This window comes from Marinobacterium aestuarii (genome assembly GCF_001651805.1).
Taxonomy (GTDB): Bacteria; Pseudomonadota; Gammaproteobacteria; order Pseudomonadales; family Balneatricaceae; genus Marinobacterium_A; species Marinobacterium_A aestuarii.
In genome coordinates, this window is record NZ_CP015839.1 from 362,457 (window position 1) to 380,283 (window position 17,827).

At 62.3% G+C, this 17,827-nt stretch carries 17 protein-coding genes; 12 read left to right on the plus strand and 5 right to left on the minus strand.

The genetic code is table 11. From position 1 onward, the window contains the following. Positions 1-66 precede the first annotated feature (66 nt). Positions 67-1,014 (minus strand): L,D-transpeptidase family protein, encoded by a 948-nt coding sequence (locus A8C75_RS01580; protein WP_067377156.1) that lies wholly within the window; start codon positions 1,012-1,014, stop codon positions 67-69. An 87-nt stretch (positions 1,015-1,101) separates the two neighbouring features. Further along, a complete protein-coding gene (locus A8C75_RS01585; protein ID WP_067377159.1) occupies positions 1,102-2,874 on the minus strand; it encodes a SulP family inorganic anion transporter in 1,773 nt (590 codons plus the stop codon). A gap of 127 nt (positions 2,875-3,001) precedes the next feature. Here A8C75_RS01585 and A8C75_RS01590 point away from each other — a divergent pair, with 127 nt between their 5' ends. Together A8C75_RS01590 and A8C75_RS01595 are read left to right on the plus strand one after the other, a co-directional pair. Next, entirely contained in the window at positions 3,002-3,838 is an 837-nt protein-coding gene (locus A8C75_RS01590; RefSeq protein ID WP_067377162.1) for a LysR family transcriptional regulator, read from the plus strand. 130 nt (positions 3,839-3,968) lie between these two features. Continuing rightward, positions 3,969-5,297 (plus strand): Glu/Leu/Phe/Val family dehydrogenase, encoded by a 1,329-nt coding sequence (locus A8C75_RS01595; protein ID WP_227819808.1) that lies wholly within the window; start codon positions 3,969-3,971, stop codon positions 5,295-5,297. 53 nt (positions 5,298-5,350) lie between these two features. Here A8C75_RS01595 and A8C75_RS01600 read toward each other — a convergent pair whose 3' ends face one another. The 3 genes from A8C75_RS01600 to A8C75_RS01610 all read right to left on the minus strand — a co-directional run bounded on the left by A8C75_RS01600 (position 5,351) and on the right by A8C75_RS01610 (position 7,402). Further along, on the minus strand, positions 5,351-6,088 hold the full coding sequence (locus tag A8C75_RS01600) for a DUF6969 family protein (protein ID WP_067377168.1): 738 nt from the start codon (positions 6,086-6,088) through the stop codon (positions 5,351-5,353). A gap of 77 nt (positions 6,089-6,165) precedes the next feature. Continuing rightward, complete coding sequence (locus tag A8C75_RS23500) at positions 6,166-7,020, minus strand: c-type cytochrome (RefSeq protein WP_227819809.1); 855 nt, start codon at positions 7,018-7,020, stop codon at positions 6,166-6,168. 31 nt (positions 7,021-7,051) lie between these two features. Continuing rightward, positions 7,052-7,402, minus strand: coding sequence for a hypothetical protein (locus tag A8C75_RS01610; protein ID WP_227819810.1), 351 nt, complete (start codon positions 7,400-7,402; stop codon positions 7,052-7,054). 355 nt (positions 7,403-7,757) lie between these two features. On the opposite strand from A8C75_RS01610, the gene A8C75_RS01615 reads away from it, so the two are divergent. The 10 genes from A8C75_RS01615 to nuoK all read left to right on the plus strand — a co-directional run bounded on the left by A8C75_RS01615 (position 7,758) and on the right by nuoK (position 17,785). Next, positions 7,758-8,171, plus strand: coding sequence for an NADH-quinone oxidoreductase subunit A (locus tag A8C75_RS01615; RefSeq protein WP_067377171.1), 414 nt, complete (start codon positions 7,758-7,760; stop codon positions 8,169-8,171). Beyond that, positions 8,168-8,800 carry an NADH-quinone oxidoreductase subunit B gene (locus A8C75_RS01620; protein WP_067377175.1) on the plus strand — a complete coding sequence of 211 codons (633 nt, stop codon included), beginning with the start codon at positions 8,168-8,170 and terminating at the stop codon, positions 8,798-8,800. Before A8C75_RS01615 ends, A8C75_RS01620 begins: the two co-directional genes overlap by 4 nt. 12 nt (positions 8,801-8,812) lie before the next feature. Beyond that, a complete protein-coding gene (nuoC, locus tag A8C75_RS01625) occupies positions 8,813-10,594 on the plus strand; it encodes an NADH-quinone oxidoreductase subunit C/D (protein ID WP_120785165.1) in 1,782 nt (593 codons plus the stop codon). A gap of 18 nt (positions 10,595-10,612) precedes the next feature. Next, positions 10,613-11,137 (plus strand): NADH-quinone oxidoreductase subunit NuoE, encoded by a 525-nt coding sequence (gene nuoE / locus A8C75_RS01630; RefSeq protein WP_067377177.1) that lies wholly within the window; start codon positions 10,613-10,615, stop codon positions 11,135-11,137. A 3-nt stretch (positions 11,138-11,140) separates the two neighbouring features. Then, the gene (gene nuoF / locus A8C75_RS01635) at positions 11,141-12,424 is read left to right on the plus strand and encodes an NADH-quinone oxidoreductase subunit NuoF (protein ID WP_067377180.1); all 1,284 of its coding nucleotides are present in this window, start codon (positions 11,141-11,143) and stop codon (positions 12,422-12,424) included. Positions 12,425-12,493: 69 nt separating this feature from the next. Further along, a complete protein-coding gene (gene nuoG / locus A8C75_RS01640) occupies positions 12,494-15,292 on the plus strand; it encodes an NADH-quinone oxidoreductase subunit NuoG (RefSeq protein WP_067377182.1) in 2,799 nt (932 codons plus the stop codon). Further along, positions 15,285-16,229: an NADH-quinone oxidoreductase subunit NuoH gene (gene nuoH, locus A8C75_RS01645; protein WP_067377184.1), complete on the plus strand. Its 945-nt coding sequence runs from the start codon at positions 15,285-15,287 to the stop codon at positions 16,227-16,229. The genes nuoG and nuoH overlap by 8 nt, the downstream gene beginning before the upstream one ends. A 32-nt stretch (positions 16,230-16,261) precedes the next feature. Further along, entirely contained in the window at positions 16,262-16,777 is a 516-nt protein-coding gene (nuoI, locus tag A8C75_RS01650) for an NADH-quinone oxidoreductase subunit NuoI (protein WP_067377189.1), read from the plus strand. Between the two features lie 174 nt (positions 16,778-16,951). Further along, positions 16,952-17,458, plus strand: a complete 507-nt coding sequence (gene nuoJ / locus A8C75_RS01655; RefSeq protein WP_067377192.1) for an NADH-quinone oxidoreductase subunit J — start codon at positions 16,952-16,954, stop codon at positions 17,456-17,458. Positions 17,459-17,464: 6 nt separating this feature from the next. Further along, a complete protein-coding gene (nuoK, locus tag A8C75_RS01660) occupies positions 17,465-17,785 on the plus strand; it encodes an NADH-quinone oxidoreductase subunit NuoK (protein ID WP_067377194.1) in 321 nt (106 codons plus the stop codon). The last annotated feature ends 42 nt before the right edge of the window (positions 17,786-17,827 follow it).

Sequence of the window (17,827 nt, forward strand, 5' to 3'; positions counted from 1 at the left end):
CCTTCCCCGTATATGTTCAGGACGAACGGCTGGCGATTGCTTCAGAGTACCTTTGGTGCGCCGGCTTTAATTGCTGATACGCAGCGGAATGCCGTCGGACTGCTGCAGCGCCAGCTGCACGGCGGAGGGAATTATTTCAGCACGTAGCTGTTCGGCGGAGGCGGCAATGTTCAGCAGGCTTATAGCCTGCTGGTTGGTATCGGTGTCGGCCAGCTCGCTCATCGCCGGATGGGCCTCGACATAGAGACCATCAAAGTGACGACCGATCTTGACTGGCTGGTTGATGATGTACACCGGTGTTCCCACCGGCACCAGCTCGTAGAGTCGTTCGATATCTTCCGGATAGAGGCGCACGCAGCCGTGGGTCACCTGCATGCCGATACCGTATTCCTTGTTGGTACCGTGAATCAGATAACCGGGAATGCCTAAGCGCAGCGCAAAGCGGCCCAGCGGGTTGTCGGGACCACCGGGAACCACATCGGGCAGGATATCGCCGTTGGCGGCGTGTTCAGCCTTGATGGAGGCGGGGGGATACCAGGGCGGATCAGCCTGTTTCTGAATCACGCTGGTTTTCCCCAGCGGGGTTTTCCAGTCCATGCGCCCGACGCTGACGGGGTGAGTGATCACCACCGGCGTCTCGCCCTGGGCAGGTTTGGGATAATAGTACAGGCGCATTTCCGGCACATTGAGCACTATGCCGTCCCGCGGTGCGTCGGGCAGTATCAGCAGATTGGGCAGGATTACGTCGGTGCCTGGTCCCGGTAGCCAGCGGTCTACGCCTGGGTTGGCCCGCACGATTTCCTCGTAACCGAGATTGAAGGCACGGGCGATATCCAGCAGGGTATCGGCCTGACGGGCACGGGTGATGCGTACCTCGCCGACGACGTCCTGATCGGGCGGAGGCAGTACAAAGGTCTCGGCGCTGGTGAAGGTGCTGCCGAGCACGCCGCTGAGCAGAACCAGCATGGCTCGCAGCACAGTGTGGCAAGCGTGGCCTGCTGGGGAATGAGTCATGGGTGAATCCGCAGTTCGCAACCGGTGGTGGCTTCAAGTATATGCCCTTGCACCCCGTGAAGCACAGGGTGCAAGGCTGCGGCGGGGCTAAAGGCGGCTGACTGCGATCATCTCGCCGCTGGCGGGCGGCGTGGCGCACTCCCGGAATATGCGTGCCGTACAGTGGTCGCAAACCTCCTGCTTCAGGGCCGCGACGGACTCAGCCAGGGCCGCTTCGGGGGAGTCGTAGAACAGTTCCTCGCCGATTCGTTCGAGATAGCCATTGGCGCGCAGTTCATCGATGACTGTCCCCTTGAGGGAACTGAACATCAGCTGGCCACCACGCCGCTGCAGGCGCCGGGCTTCCTGAATCAGCATCTCGGCGCCAGCGACATCGATGAAGTTGATGCCCTTGCCGATGATCAGCACCCGGTTGGTATCGCCCGTATTGCTCAGGGTCCGGATACGCTGCTGTATATGGTCGATGGCACCGAAAAACAGCGAACCGTCGATACGGATGATCTTCAGCTGCGGACACTGCTGCAGTGAAAAGCGCTGGGTGTTCTTGATCTGGCGACGGGGATGGTCGGGAATGGGGGCTACTTCCATCACCGTGGGGCGAGAGGTGCGGCGCAGATAGATTGCCAGCGACAGGAAAACACCGATGTAGATGGCGAACTCCAGCTCGACAAAGAGCGTGGCCAGGAAAGTGACGACCAGCACCAGGGCTTCATTGCGGCTGGATTTTATGATCTGGCTGATATGGTGAAAATCGATCAGGTTCCAGGCGATCAGCAGTATGGCGCCGGCCATGGCGGGCAGCGGCAGATAGGCGGTCAGCCCCGGTACCAGCAGGATAATGGCCGCCAGGATGACCGCCGCGAAGATGGCCGCCATGGGGGTTTTGGCGCCGGCGTCGTAGTTGGCACCGGAGCGGGTGAAGGAGCCGGAGCCGGCGTAGCAGGAGAAGAAACTGCCGACGATATTCGACAGGCCCTGGCCGATAAATTCCTGGTTGCCGTCGATCTGCTGCTGCGAGCGGATACCGATGGCGCGGGCAATGGATACCGCCTCGATCAGCCCCAGCAAGGCCACGGCAAAGGCACCGGACGTCAGCGACTGCAGGGTTGACGCCGACAGGTCGGGCAGCGACAGCGGTGGCAGGGTGCCGGGCAGGGCACCCACCAACGCCACGCCCTGGTCGGCGCCATTGAGCAGCAGGCAGGCGATGCTGCCCACGGCCATGCCGATCAGCAGGTGGGGCCAGCGGCGGTTAAATTTGCGCACCAGTAGCGCCGACACCAACGTCAGCAGGCCGATGGCAAGAGAGGTCAGGTTGGTGTCGCCCAGCTGTGTACCCAGTTGCGACAGGCCCTCGACAAAGGACAGCCCGCTGGGCACGGCTATACCCAGCAGGTGCTTGAGCTGGCTGGCGCCGATGAGGATGGCGGCACCGGCGGTAAAGCTGATCACCACCGTATGGGATATGAAGTTGACCAGGCTGCCCAGGCGCAGCAGCCCCAGGGCCAGCTGCATCAGGCCGGCCAGCAGTGTAATCGTCAGTACGGCGCCGATGTATTGCGCTGGGTCCAGATCACCCAGGCCGCTGGCGACACTCATGACGACGATGGAAATGGCGGCGGTGGGGCCGGAAATCAGGTGTGAGGACGAGCCGAACAGTGCCGCGATAATCGGCGTGATGATGGCGGTATAGAGGCCGAACTCCGGTGGCAGGCCGGCGATAAAGGCATAGGCTACCCCCTGGGGCAGCACGATAACGGCACCGGTGATACCCGCGATAAGGTCAGCGGTCAGGGTGCTCTTGTTGAGGTTGCGTCCCCAGCTCAGGAAGGGGAAATTGAACGACAGCCAGGGCTTCATGATATATCCGTGAAAGGTCTCGAATCGGCAGGGTAGAGGCTTTTTAATGTCCTGAAAAACGAAAAATACTGGAAGTAACGGCCAATAAAATCGAACATGGGTTGAATAGCTGCCAAGGAAAGTGCCCATGGATACCCTGTTGCTGAAAACCTTTCTGGAAGTCAGCCGCACCCGCAACTTTGGGCGGGCGTCGGAAAACCTCTGTGTTTCGGCCTCCACCGTCAGTGCCCGTATTCGACAGCTGGAAGATCACCTGGGGCTGTCTCTCTTTACCCGCCAGCACCATCGGATAGGCCTCACCCCGGCAGGCGAGCGCATGGAGCGCCATGCCCGTTTTATTCTCGGTGCCTGGGAGCGGGCCTTTGAAGACACGGCCCTGAGCGAGCGGCACAAGCGACGGCTGGTGGTGGCCGGTGTGGCCAGTCTATGGGACATCTTTCTGCAGGACTGGCTCAGCGGGATCTACCGGGATTTCCCGACCCTCGGGCTGCGGGCCGAGGAAAGCACGCCGTTGCGGGTGGTGGAAAAGCTGGAGCAGGGCATGATCGATGTCGGCTTTATGTACGAGCCACCGCGCATTCAGAACGTGGCAGTGCAGGAGGTCGCCAGCGTGAGCCTGTCACTGGTGTCCAGCCGGGAAGGGCTATCGGTGGACGCGGCCATTGGCGAGGGTTATGTCCGGGTGGAGTGGGGTACGACCTTTGCGAGCCTGCACGAAAGCCATTTCCCGCAACGCCTGCTGGCCCGGGGCCGGGTTAATAGTGGCCGACTGGCGCTCAATCTGATTCTGCAATGCGGTGGGGCGGCCTACCTGCCGCAGGATATTGTCAAACCACTGCTGGATGAGCAGCGGCTGTTCATCGTGGATGAGGCGCCGCCCATTGAAATGAAGGCCTATGCCGCCTATGGCCTGCACGGTGAACATCACAAGCTGGTGGCGGATTTGCTCAAGCGACTATCCTGAAGGAGGGGGTCCCGGAGGCAGGGCGCAGGAATTCCCCCTAGATATAACCGCGCTCCCCGGGCCCCGTTGTCGGCGCTGTACAGTGCAGCGCCGATACCGATGATAATCCAGTGCCATTGGATGCCATCTGATGAGCGCTCGGCTGGAGAAAATCATGTCGGATCAGGACGTATTTCAGGATGCCCTGACGCGCATAAGCGCGCTGGGCGAAGATGCCGGAATTATGCCGGATGTGGTGGAGTCTCTGTTGCACCCCGTTGCGACCCTGGAGACGACTTTACCGGTTCGTATGGACGACGGCTCGATGCGTTACTTCCGTGGTTTGCGCTGCCACTATAATGATGTACTGGGTCCGACTAAGGGGGGTATCCGTTATCACCCACAGGTGACTCGGGCGGAGGTGCAGGCACTTGCCCTGTGGATGACAGTCAAGTGTGCCGTGCTGGGTCTGCCTTTCGGGGGGGCCAAGGGCGGAGTCGTGGTACAGCCCAAAGAACTATCGCCGATGGAACTTGAGCGACTATCCCGGGCCTATATGCGCTCCATGGCCGATTTTATCGGACCCGATACCGACATCCCGGCACCCGACATTTACACTAACTCAATGGTGATGGGCTGGATGGCGGATGAATATGAAGCCATCAAGCGTGTCCGCGCGCCCGCCGTCATTACCGGTAAGCCCATACCCCTGGGGGGTAGCCAGGGGCGGGAAGAGGCGACAGGCCGGGGCGCTTATCTGTGCATTCGGGAACTGGCGGCCAGGCACGACTGGCAGCCCGGCAAGACGCGCGTGGCGATACAGGGATTCGGTAACGCGGCCTATCACGTTGCGCGCCTGCTGCAAAATGATGGCTACAACATCGTTGCCATCAGCGATTCAAAAGGCGGCATCTATTCAACAAAGGGCTTCAACATTGAAAGCCTCTGGGAAGAGAAGCAAAGCAGCAAAAAAGTCCGGGCTGTGTACTGTGAACAGTCAGTGTGCCAGCTGGTGGAACATGAGGAAATCAGCAATGACGAGCTTCTGGCGCTGGATGTCGATCTGTTGATTCCCGCCGCGCTGGAGGGCGTGATTGGTCGGCATAACTGCGACAGCATTCAAGCCAAAACCATTGTTGAGGTTGCTAATGGCCCGATTCGGTCTGAAGTCGAAGCCGGGCTGGAAGAGCGCGGTTTGACCATCGTGCCCGATGTGCTGGTCAACGCCGGTGGTGTCACCGTTAGCTATTTCGAGTGGGTTCAGAATCGTTCTGGTTATCCCTGGAGCCTTGAAAAGGTGCGGGAAGAGCTTGAAACGCTGATGACTGCAGCCTTCAATGAAACCATGCATATCGCTGAAACGGAACAGCGAAGCTTGCGAAATGCCGCCTATGTACTGGCCTTGCGCCGCATCGGTGAGGCGGTCAAGGCCCATGGCACCAAGGAGTACTTTCAAAATGGAGGTATGACTGAACATTAAACCTTGAGTACAGCTGCAGCGTCTGTGCCTCAAGTATGCTCGCCCGCGTTGGTTCAGGTCTCGTGCACTGCCGAGATCCAACGGTCGGTGTCGACGGCCAGGTAGCCGGTGATTTCCAGCTCCCGGTCCTCCATTACATCCCGCTCCGGGTGCGCCTGCTGCCAGGCGGCAATGACCTGATCGCGGTGCCGCAGCAGGGCTGCGATCTGTGGCCGATGCAGCCGCATAAACTGAGTAAGCCACTGATTCACTGCAAGATTGGGGCGGGCGTGATACACCGCAAAGGCATCCAGCAGGCGGATACTGTCCTCGGCGCTGTACCAGGTCTGATCGGTGACCCAGCGGTTGGTGGCAAAGAGTCCCACCGGCAGTCCCCAGCTGTCCATGGAGATGCAGATCAGGTGGGCCAGCTCGTCATCGCCTTCGGGCCAGGGCTCGGTGCGGGCAAAACCTGGCGCCGGTTGTATATCCGCCGGCATGACCGGACGGCGAACAAAGGTGTGAAAGTGGCCATGTTCACCGTCTTCCCGGTGGGCATGGTAGTAGTACTGGCAGTGGCTCTGGTCGTCAAACACATCCCCCTCGGGGAAATGGTTCATTTCGTAGAAGGTACCCTGGCCTTTCAGAATCTCGGCCACCACATTGGTGCCGCCGCGGCTAAGCGCCTTCAGCGCCTGTTGCTGCTGGCCGGCGGCGAGCAGCAGGGCGGCACGCTCGCTGGCGTCAAGTGTTGCAGCCAGTGTGGGAGGCTGCAGTGCAACCTCAGACATTGCGGACCAATCGGATGACATCGAAACTTCCTGTACAGCCGGTTAAATGACAAAGATTAGCAGGCCAGGCAGCTAAAAACGCGGCCTGACCCAGGGGCTTACATCTGCGCCTTGGCTGCGCAGGGATTCTTGGCGGCGCAGGGGTTTTTAGCCGCGCAAGGGTTCTTTACGGCACAGGGGTTCTTTGCCGCACAGGGGTTAGCCGCGCAGGGATTGCGGGTCGAACAGGGATTGGCCGCACAAGGGTTAGCCGCGCACGGGTTTTTCGCCGCACAGGGGTTGGCGGCTGCCGGTGTAAAGCCCTTCTGCACCGCGGAGGTGTAAGCCACCAGGGCGGCCAGTTCCTCACCATCCCAGGCCAGGGGCTTGGCGGCCATGGGTTGCAGCATGCACAGCTGGATCATCTCGTCGAGCTGGATCGTCTTCATGCCATAGAGGTTGTCCGCCATGGCGACCCGGTGCGGGAAGGCGTCGGCGAAGCTCGCCTGAAAGGCGGCATTGCCGTTGTGGCAGGTGCCGCAGGACATGCCATTCGTGCTCAGGCTGGTGTCTTGGTAAAGCTCGGCGCCACGCTCAATCAGGGCGACCTGATCCCCCTGGTAGGGGCGGTAATCGGCCGGTCGCTGTATCTGTTTTGCCGCGCAGGGATTCTTCGCCGCTGCAGGATTCGCGCTGCAGGGGTTGGCTGCACAGGGGTTCGACGCGCAGGGGTTTTTGACTGCACAGGGGTTGGCAGCACAGGGATTCTTCAGGGCGCAGGGGTTTTTCGCCGCACAGGGATTGCTCTGTGCCTTTACGGCGCAGGGGTTGGCGGAACAGCCGTTTTGAGACGCCTGGGTCAGGGGCGCTGTGGTCAACAGCACCGCCAGCAGGCCCGAAGAAATATACGCCACGGGCCTGTGCTGACGCGCAATGGCTGCGCTCAGCGCGCGCATAGGGAAGTTTGTTTTCATTATTATCTCCTCGGGCTCTGGGTTGCTGCGCTTACTTGGTGGCGCAGGGGTTCTTGGCAGCGCAGGGGTTGGCTGCGCACGGATTTTTCACTGCACAGGGGTTGGCGGCGCAGGGATTCGCGGCAGCACAGGGGTTAGCGGCTGCACAGGGGTTAGCTGCACAGGGGTTGGCAGCACAGGGCTTTTTCAGTGCGCAGGGGTTTTTCGCGGCACAGGGATTGGTCTGGCTCTTGGCGGCGCAGGGATTGGCGGCGCAGGATGCCTGGGCGACAGGGGCTGTACTCAGCACGGCAGCCAGCAGTGCAGAGGACAGGTAAACCATGGTTTTTTTCTGCGGTGTAACGGCCTGGGCCAGAGCACGAACACGGAATGAGTTTTTCATTATTTTCTCCTGTACCCGTTTGTTGCTCTGCACGCTGTGGCTATTGGGAAACAGCACACAGTGAGCAGGCAGCCTTTACGGGTGCGAATGTGACTGAGGGGATGGCGGCGCCCCAGCGGCGGGCCAAGTTGTTCGCATGGGGTAAAAATACCCTTCGCTGCGAAGCTGGAATTCACCTTAGTCTTTGAAACTGAATTGCATCTGAAAGTGATAAAAAAGTTCCGTTGCTCAGTTAGAAAGGCCCGGGGGCGGCCGGGTTTGGCACCGGCGGCGCACTGGTGGCCCTGGCCGCATGAGCGATTCTGCGGCGGGCCTTCTATAGTTAGGGCGTCGCTCTCCTGCAAGAGTACAGCCCATGTTCGCGACCTCTTTGACATCTCAGGATACCTGGACGCTGCTGTTCTACACTCTGGCCGTCCTTTTGCTGACGGCTACGATGCTAGCGGTCTCGCATTTTCTGGGGCCGCGCCATCATGACCGGGCGACGGATGAGCCTTTCGAGTCGGGTATCGTTTCGGCAGGCTCAGCGCGCTTGCGCCTGTCGATCAACTATTTTGTGGTCGCGATCCTGTTCGTGATCTTCGATCTGGAAGTGATCTTTCTGTATGCCTGGGCCGTTGCCTTCGATGCGGTGGGGCTGGCCGGTTTTGTCGAGGCGCTGATTTTCATGCTGATACTGCTGGCTGCGCTGCTGTATCTCTGGCGCGAAGGCGCACTGGACTGGGGGCCGCATCAGCACAGTCTGAAGGACGAGGAGCGCCACCCATGAGCTGGCATCTGACAAAGGCCGATACCATTGCCACGGACCGCGATGGCGCTTACGAGGACATGGTTCGCCAGAGCGTGCTGACGGCCAAGCTGGAACAGCTGTTGTCCTGGGGGCGCAAGCACTCGGTATGGCCGTTTAACTTCGGTTTGTCGTGCTGTTACGTGGAAATGGCGACGGCCTTCACGCCACGTCACGACATCGCTCGCTTCGGCTCCGAGGTGATTAGGGCCACGCCGCGCCAGGCCGACCTGATGGTGATCTCCGGCACGGTGTTTCTGAAAATGGCGCCGGTGATACAGCGGTTGTACGAGCAAATGCTGGAACCCCGCTGGGTTATATCGATGGGGTCCTGCGCCAACTCCGGCGGCATGTACGATATCTACAGTGTGGTGCAGGGTGTCGACCGTTTCCTGCCGGTGGATGTCTATGTGCCGGGCTGCCCGCCGCGTCCCGAAGCCCTGCTGCAGGGGCTGATGCTGCTGCAGGAGTCGATCGGCCAGGAGCGGCGTCCGTTGAGCTGGGTCGTCGAGGGACACAAGGTTTACCGGGCCCCGCAGGACAGCCAGCGCGACCGCCTGAGAGAACAGCGTCGGCAAGCGACGACCCTGCGGTCACCGGACAGCGTGTGATGGATCAAGCCCATGCCCTCTCAGCCTGAAGATGACAGCCTGGCCCTGAACGGGGTAGACCGTTCACCCCTGCAGCCGGCGCTGCAATCCCGCTTCAAAGAGGGCGCCCTGTGCGCGCAATCCACCGTTGACGGTATCGAGACCCTCTGGGTCGAGCGCGACCAGCTCAGGCCGCTACTGCAGCATCTGCAGCAGGGCCAGGGGTTCGAGATGCTGTTCGATCTCACGGCCATCGACGAACGCCAGCGTGAGCATCGCGACGGCCAGCCGCCGGCGGATTTTACCGTCGTTTACCAGTTGCTCTCGGTCAGCCGCAATCGGGATATCCGGATCAAGGTGGCCCTGTTGCAGCCGGCACTGTCGCTGCCCAGCATCTGTGATATCTGGCCCAACGCCAACTGGTACGAATGTGAAGTCTGGGACCTGTTCGGCATTCGTTTCGACGGCCACCCGCACCTGCGCCGCATTTTGCTGCCCCCCACCTGGGAAGGGCACCCGCTGCGCAAGGACCACTACGCCCGTGCCACCGAGGTGGAGCCGTTCAGCCTGACTGAAGAGAAGCAGGATACCGAACAGGAAGCACTGCGTTTCCGGCCCGAAGACTGGGGCATGCAGCGCCAGAGCGAGGACAGCGACTTTATGTTCCTCAATCTGGGGCCCAACCACCCCAGCGTGCACGGGGTCTTCCGTGTGGCGCTGCAGCTGGATGGCGAGGAAATTATCCAGGCGGTGCCCGATATCGGCTACCACCACCGTGGCGCCGAGAAAATGGGTGAACGCCAGGCCTGGCACAGCTACATCCCCTATACCGACCGCATTGATTACCTCGGCGGCGTGATGAACAACCTGCCCTATGTGCTGGCTGTCGAGCAACTGGCCGGCATTCAGGTGCCGCCGCGTGCCCAGGTGATCCGGGTGATGATGGCCGAGCTGTTCCGCATTGCCAGCCATCTGGTGTTCTACGGCACCTTTGCCCAGGATGTGGGCCAGATGTCCCCGGTGTTCTACATGTTTGCCGATCGCGAAAAGCTGTTTGGCATTGTCGAGGCCATCACCGGCGGGCGCATGCACCCGGCCTGGTTTCGCATCGGCGGTGTGGCCCAGGATTTGCCCTTGGGCTGGGATCGGATGGTGCGGGAGTTCATCGACTACCTGCCCGGCCGGCTGGCCGAGTACGACGCCATGGTGATGCGTAATGGCACGCTGCAACGCCGTACCCGGGGCATCGGCGTCTACAACACGGCCGAGGGCCTGGCCTGGGGGGCCAGCGGACCGGGTCTGCGGGCCACCGGGCTGGACTGGGACCTGCGCAAAAAGCGGCCCTACAGCGGTTACGAGCAGTTCGACTTCGACGTGGTTACTGCCAGTAACGGCGATTGCTACGACCGCTGCCTGGTGCGGGTCGAGGAAATGCGTCAGAGCCTGCGCATCATCCGCCAGTGCCTGGACAACATGCCAGCGGGGCCCTACAAGGCGCGGCATCCGCTGACCACGCCACCGCCCAAGGACCGTACCCTGGCCGATATCGAGACGCTGATCCAGCATTTCGTCAACAGCAGCTGGGGGCCCGTCATCCCGCCCGGTGAGGCGATGGTGGCGATCGAGGCGACCAAGGGCATGAATGCCTACTACCTGGTCAGTGACGGCTCGACCCAGTCGTACCGGACCCGCATCCGCACGCCGTCTTTTGCCCACCTGCAGATGATTCCGCTGCTGAGCCGGGGGCTCTTTGTCAGCGATCTGATTGCCATTATCGCCAGTATCGATTTCGTCATGGCCGATGTGGATCGGTAAACAGAGGGGAGGTTGGACATGAGCGCAATCTTTGCCCGCGACCGCGGCTGGTCGAATAGCTATCTGAGCCAGGCCGAGCGCGAGAGCATCGAGCAGGAGGCCCAGGCCTATCCGCAGCGCGATGCACTGTGCATCGAGGCATTGCGGATCGTGCAGCAGCACCGTGGCTGGGTGTCCGACGACAGCGTGGCGGCGATTGCCGACTACCTGGGCCTGGGGGCGGCCCAGGTCGATGCGGTGGCGACCTTCTACAACCTGATTTTTCGCCAGCCGGTGGGGCGCCAGGTGATCTACCTGTGCAACAGCGTGACCTGCTGGATGCTGGGCTGCGATGCCCTCAGGGCCCGGATTGGCGAGGAGCTGGGCATCGACTTTGGCCAGACCAGCGCGGACGGCGAATACACGCTGCTGCCCATTACCTGCCTGGGTGACTGCGACCATGCGCCGGCGCTGATGATCGCTGACCGGCACCACCATGACCTGGACCCCGACAGCCTGGCTGCACTGCTGCAGCCCCCGGCGTCCGGCCAGGCGAAGGAGTAGGCCATGGAACGCCCGCTGACCCAGCACCTGAAACCGGACGGTTCGGCCCTGACCCTGGCGCAATACCGCGACCTGGGCGGCTACGAGGCCCTGCAAGCGGCCCTCGGTGGCATGAGTCCCGATGATGTCGTGACCCGGGTCAAGAACGCCAACCTGCGCGGACGGGGCGGGGCGGGGTTTCCCACCGGCGTGAAGTGGAGCCTGGTGCCGCGTGGCGAGGGCGCGCCCCATCCCAAATACATGGTTGCCAATGCCGACGAAATGGAGCCCGGCGCCTTCAAGGACAGGCTGTTGCTCGAACGCCATCCGCACCAGCTGCTCGAGGGCCTGATGCTGGCCGCCTATGCCATCGAGGCCGACGTGGCCTACGTCTTTCTGCGCGGTGAATATGTTGATGCCGCGAAGCGGCTGCGTGTTGCCATCAGGGAAGCCTATGCGGCGGGCCTGCTGGGCGAGCATATCCAGGGCAGCGATTACAGCCTGCAGCTGTACCTGCACATCAGCGCCGGGCGCTATATCTGCGGCGAGGAAACCGCGCTGATCAATGCGTTGGAGGGCAAGCGCGCGACGCCCAGGGCCAAGCCGCCCTTTCCGCAAATCAGCGGCGCCTGGGGCCAGCCCACGGTGGTCAATAACGTCGAGACGCTGTGCAATGTGCCGCACATCATCCGCCACGGCAGCGACTGGTACCAGGGGCTGGGCCTGGGCGAGGAAAGCGGCACCAAGCTGTTTGGCGTCAGTGGCCGGGTATGCCGGCCGGGCGCCTGGGAGCTGCCGATGGGCACACCGATACGGGACATCTTTGAAGGCTGTGCCGGTGGCATGCGCGAGGGCTATCAGCTGAAAGGCTTTCTGCCCGGCGGCGGATCCACCGACTTCCTGCTGCCGGAGCACCTGGACCTGCCGATGACCTACGAGAGTATCGGCAAGGCCGGCAGTCGCATGGGTACCGGCACCCTGATCGTGCTCGACGACCAAACCTGTCCGGTGGGCATGGTATTGAACCTCGAACGTTTTTTTGCCCAGGAATCCTGCGGCTGGTGCACGCCCTGCCGTGATGGCCTGCCCTGGACCCGCCAGTTGCTGGAGGCGATCGAGTCCGGCCAGGGGCGCGACGCGGATCTTGATACGCTGGCAGAGCACTGCCGTTTCATGGGGCCGGGCAAAACCTTCTGCGCGCTGGCACCGGGTGCCATGGAGCCGCTGCAAAGTGCGCTGAAGCACTTTCGCGGTGATTTCGAACGGCATATCGCAGAGCACAGCTGCCCCTATCGGAGCTCGTTGTAGGCGCGGCTCCTACGCATAGCCAGACCTTTGACTAAGCTTAGGAACACGCTCGACATCATCGAGGTCGTGATGAGCAAAATCCTGATCGACGACAAAGAATACGCAGTTAACCCGCAGCACAATCTGCTGCAGGTGATCTTGTCGCTGGGTCTGGATCTGCCCTATTTCTGCTGGCATCCGGCGCTGGGGTCGGTGGGCTCCTGTCGCCAGTGCGCGGTGACCCAGTATATGGACGACAACGACAGCCGTGGTCGCCTGGTCGTGGCCTGCATGACGCCCATCCAGGACGGCATGCGCATCGGCCTGCACGAGGCCCAGGCTAGCGCCTTTCGTGCCTCGGTCATCGAAACCCTGATGACCAACCACCCGCACGACTGCCCGGTGTGCGAAGAAGGCGGCGAGTGCCATCTGCAGGACATGACCGAAATGAGCGGCCATATCCTGCGTCGCTACCGGGGGCTGAAGCGTACCCACCGTAACCAGTACCTGGGCCCGTTCATCAACCACGAAATGAACCGCTGCATCGCCTGTTACCGTTGTGTACGGTTTTATCAGGACTATGCCGGTGGCCAGGATCTGAGTGCCCAGGCCGCGCACAACCATGTCTATTTCGGTCGTGAACAGGACGGTGTGCTGGACAGCCCGTTCAGCGGCAACCTGGTCGAAGTCTGCCCGACCGGCGTCTTTACCGACCGTACCTACAGCCGCCACTACAGCCGCAAATGGGATCTGCAGTGCGCGCCCTCCGTCTGTGCGCACTGTGCGGTGGGCTGCAATACCACACCGGCGCAGCGCTATGACCGCATCCTGCGCATCACTAACCGTTACCAGCATCAGCTCAATGGCTATTTTCTCTGTGACCGGGGCCGCTTTGGCTACGACTACAGCAATGCGCCTGAGCGACTGAGGCAGGGGTATCGGCGCAGCGCCACCGGTACGGAGGGTACCGATGCGGGCGTGCTGCTGGCCGGGCTGATCGAGCGGATCCGGGACCCCGCGCAGGCGGTATTCGCGATCGGCTCGCCGCGAGCGTCGCTGGAGAACAACTTTGCCCTCAGTACCCTGGTTGGGCCGGAGCATTTCTTCGCCGGTATCGCCGCGGGGGAATTGCAGTGTCTGCGGCGCTATCTGCGTATCGCCGCCCGCCGCGATACCGGCTTTGCAACCCTGCGGGATATCGAGCAGGCCGATGCGGCCCTGATTATCGGCGAGGACATTGCCGCGACCGCGCCGCGCGTGGCCCTGTCGCTGCGCCAGCTGGTGCGTAACCGCAGCCTCGCCCGGGCTCGAGAACAGAAAATCGCCCCCTGGCAGGATGCCGCGGTACGCAACCTGGGCCATGGACAACGCAGCCCGTTGTGGCAACTGGTGCCCGGTGGCACGGCGCTGGACGATATTACCGAGCGGCTGTTCTGCGTACCGGTGGACGACATTGCCCGTCTGACCCGGGCCCTGGCGCGCCATCTGGCCGGCGACGCGACCGAGGCGATTACCGATCCGCAGCAGCGGGCCTGGGTCGAGGATGCCGCCGCGATGCTGTGCCAGGCCCGCCAGCCGCTGTTGCTGGCAGGCTGCGGGATCGCGGCGCCGGACCCGCTCGATGCCCTGGCCGAACTCGAGCAGGCGCTGCGTGACCGTGGGCACGAGCCGCTGCTCTATGTGGGCGCCATGGAAAGCAACAGCGTGGGGCTGGCGGCACTGGCACAGCAGGGATTCGATGAGCTCAGGGTGGCGATGGAGCAGGCGCGGGCGCAGGGCAAAGCCCGCAGCCTGGTGATCCTGGAAAACGATCTGCAGCGCCGCCTTGCCCCTGAAGCCCTGGCGCGGTTGCGCCGCCTCGCCGACCACTGGCTGGTGCTGGATAGTCTCGATACCGACACGGTGCAGCGGGCGGACGCCCTGGTGCCGGTGCCGACGCAGTTTGAACAGCAGGGCACCCTGGTCAATGCCTCAGGCATGGCCCAGCGGTTCCAGGCGGTGCAGAGCACCGAGTGTGCACCGCCCTGGCAGCAGCTGGCCCGGGCTGTGATACGGCAGCTGAATGGGGCAGAGCAAAGCCCGGATGCCCGCTGGGCCCTGCTGGCGCGCTGGCACAGCAGTGATGCGGTGCGGCACAGTCTGGCGGCTGCCGTGCCCATATTCGCTGATATTGAGCGCGCCGGCCCCGCGGCGGATATGCCTGCGCGGGGGGGGCGGCTCCAGCGCCAGAGTGCCCGTTACAGCGGCCGTACCGCGATGCATGCACACCAGCAGGTGCGCGAATTTCCACCGCCCGCGGATGCGGATTCACCCTACAGCTTCTCGATGGAGGGCGTCCCGGGCCCAGGGGCCGCGCGGGCGAGCGTCTGGGCACCCGGCTGGAATTCCGGCCAGGCCCTGAACCGCTTTCAGCAGGAAGTCGGCGCGGACTGGCGGGATGCGCCGGCGCTGGTACGGCTGGATTTCAGGGCGCTTGATCAACCGCAATTCGTTCCCGCACCCGTCATGGCCGGTACGCCGCAATGGCAGCTGATACCCCGTTATGAGGTGTTTGCCGCCGAGGAACTCAGCGGCTATGCACCCGCCGTGGCGGAGCGGGCCGGACCTGCGGTACTGGGTATCGATAGCCAGAGTGCCCGCCGGCTGAACGTCACCAGCTGGGATAGCCTGGAGCTGCACTATGGTGGCTGCAGCCAGACGCTCTATGTGCAGGTGGAGAAAAGCCTGCCGGCCGACAGTCTTGCCATACCGCAACGCCCCGGATTCTGGCGGGCCGGCACCGATCAGTCACCGGCGTTAAGCCTGCGCCCGGCAGCGCAGCCGTTGCCGCCACCGGTGCGGCTGATCGCCAGCGACCGGGAAGGTGATCGCGGAGGTGATCATGGCTGAACTGGGCGTAATCGGTCTTCGAGTGCTTTCGCTGCTGGGACTGCTGGTGGTTGCTGCGGCGCTGCTCACCTGGCTGGAACGACGGCTGCTGGGGCTTTGGCAGGACAGGTACGGGCCGAACCGCGTCGGGCCCTTTGGCATACTGCAGGTCGTCGCGGACATGCTGAAGCTGCTGGGCAAGCATGAATTCGTGCCGCCCTTCGCCGACCGGCCGGTGTTCGTGCTGGCGCCGGCCATCGCCCTGGTCATGGTGCTGCTGACCTTTGTCATCGTTCCGTTCACCCCCGCCTTTCCACTGGTCGACCTGAATATCGGCCTGCTGTTTTTTCTCGCCATGACCTCCCTGGGCGTCTACGGCATCCTGCTCGGCGGCTACGCCTCCAACAACAAGTACGCGCTGCTGGGAGCGCTGCGATCGGCCGCCCAGACGCTCAGCTATGAGGTCTTCATGGGGCTGTCGCTGCTCGGGGTGGTGTTGCAGACAGGCTCCTTCAGCCTGGGCCGGATCGTCGAGGCGCAGCAGGAGCTCTGGTTCTGTGTGCCGCAGTTCCTCGGCATGCTGCTGTTCCTCATCGCCGGTATTGCCCAGAGTCATCGTCTGCCGTTCGATCTGCCGGAGGCCGAGCATGAACTGACGGCGGGTTTTCATACCGAGTATTCGGGTATGAAGTTCGGAATGTTTTTCCTGGCCGAATATCTCGGCGTGATCTTGGTGTCGTCACTGATGACGACACTGTTTTTTGGCGGCTGGCTCGGCCCGGTGCTGCCGGGCTGGCTCTGGTTTGTGCTGAAAACCGGCGTTTTTGTGGTGCTGTTTGTACTGATGCGGGCGGCTTTGCCGCGGCCGCGCTACGACCAGCTGATGCGTTTTGGCTGGAAATGCCTGCTGCCGCTGGCGTTGCTAAATCTGATCGTTACCGGCTGGGTACTGCTTTAGTAACCGCGCCGGCTGACGGGGAGGAGACCACCATGTTCAGTGAGCTCAGATCGCTCTGGAAGGTGCTGCAGCATACGGTTCGGCCGCGTGAAACGGTGCAGTATCCGGAACAGCAGCCCTACCTGGCGCCCCGCTACCGGGGCCGCATCGTGCTGACCCGGGACCCGGATGGTGAGGAACGCTGCGTTGCCTGCAATCTCTGTGCGGTGGCCTGTCCGGTGGACTGCATCGCCCTGCAGAAGACCGAGGATGATCAGGGCCGCTGGTATCCCGAGTTCTTTCGCATCAATTTTTCGCGCTGCATCCTCTGTGGCCTCTGTGAGGAGGCCTGCCCGACCCTGGCGATTCAGCTGACACCGGATTTTGAAATGTGTGAATACGACCGGCAGAACATGGTGTACGAGAAAGAGGATCTGCTGATCAGTGGCCCGGGGAAGTATCCCGACTACAGCTTCTATCGCGTGGCGGGCAAGGCCATCGGGGGCAAGGACAAGGGGCAAGCGGCCCAGGAAGCCGAGCCGATCAACGTCAAGAGTCTGCTGCCATAGGAGTCTGTCGGACTTAACACTGATCTACTGCGGTAAAGCCGATTTTGGTCATTTTGTGTACTCTTTTTTGTTAAATAGAACCACTATTCGCCTCAAAAGAGCCCAAAAACTGCCTCAAAACGGTCTTTCCCTCGCTACGATCGGTTAAGCCCAACACACTCCTGGGAGGATGGAATGCAACTACTGTTTGATCTGAGTGCCCTCATTGCCCTGCTGGCCGCCTGGCAGGTGATTCGTGGCGTCAATGCGGTGCATGCGCTGCTGTACCTGATCGTTACATTGCTGGCCATTGCCCTGATGTTCTTCATGCTCGGCGCCCCCTTCGCCGCGGCGCTGGAGGTGATCATTTATGCCGGTGCCATCATGGTGCTGATGGTATTCGTGATCATGATGCTGAATCAGGGCGACAGTGCTGTCGGCCAGGAGCGGGCCTGGCTTGCAGGCCGGATCTGGCGGGGACCGGCGCTGCTGTCTGCCGTGCTGCTGGCACAGCTGGGCTATCTGTTGCTGCCGGCAGCGGTGGTCGGCAGGGACGCGGCCGCTGTCGATGCCGTGGCGGTGGGGCACGCGCTCTACGGTCCCTATCTGCTGCTGGTGGAGCTGGCATCCATGCTGTTGCTGGCCGCGCTCGTCGGTGCCTGGCACCTGACCCGCGCCCTGAAACATCGACCACGGGAGTAAGGCTAAATGGATAGCCCAGGACTGCTGGTGCCCGTCGAGCATGGCCTGCTGTTTGCGGCGGCGCTGTTCTGCATCGGGCTGGCCGGCGTGCTGACAAGGCGCAATCTGCTGTTCATGCTGATGTCGCTGGAGCTGATGCTCAATGCCGCGGCCTTTGTGTTCGTACTGGCGGGTGCGGTGCATGGTAATGCCGATGGCCAGGTGATGTTCATCCTGATCCTGACGCTGGCGGCCGCCGAGGTGGCTATTGCGCTGGCGCTGGTGGTGCAGCTGTATCGGCGCCGCCGCAGCCTGGATATCGACAGCCTTGACGGCATGCGAGGGTAGCATGGGGCATCTGGACGGATGGGCGAAAGGGATCAGGCCGAA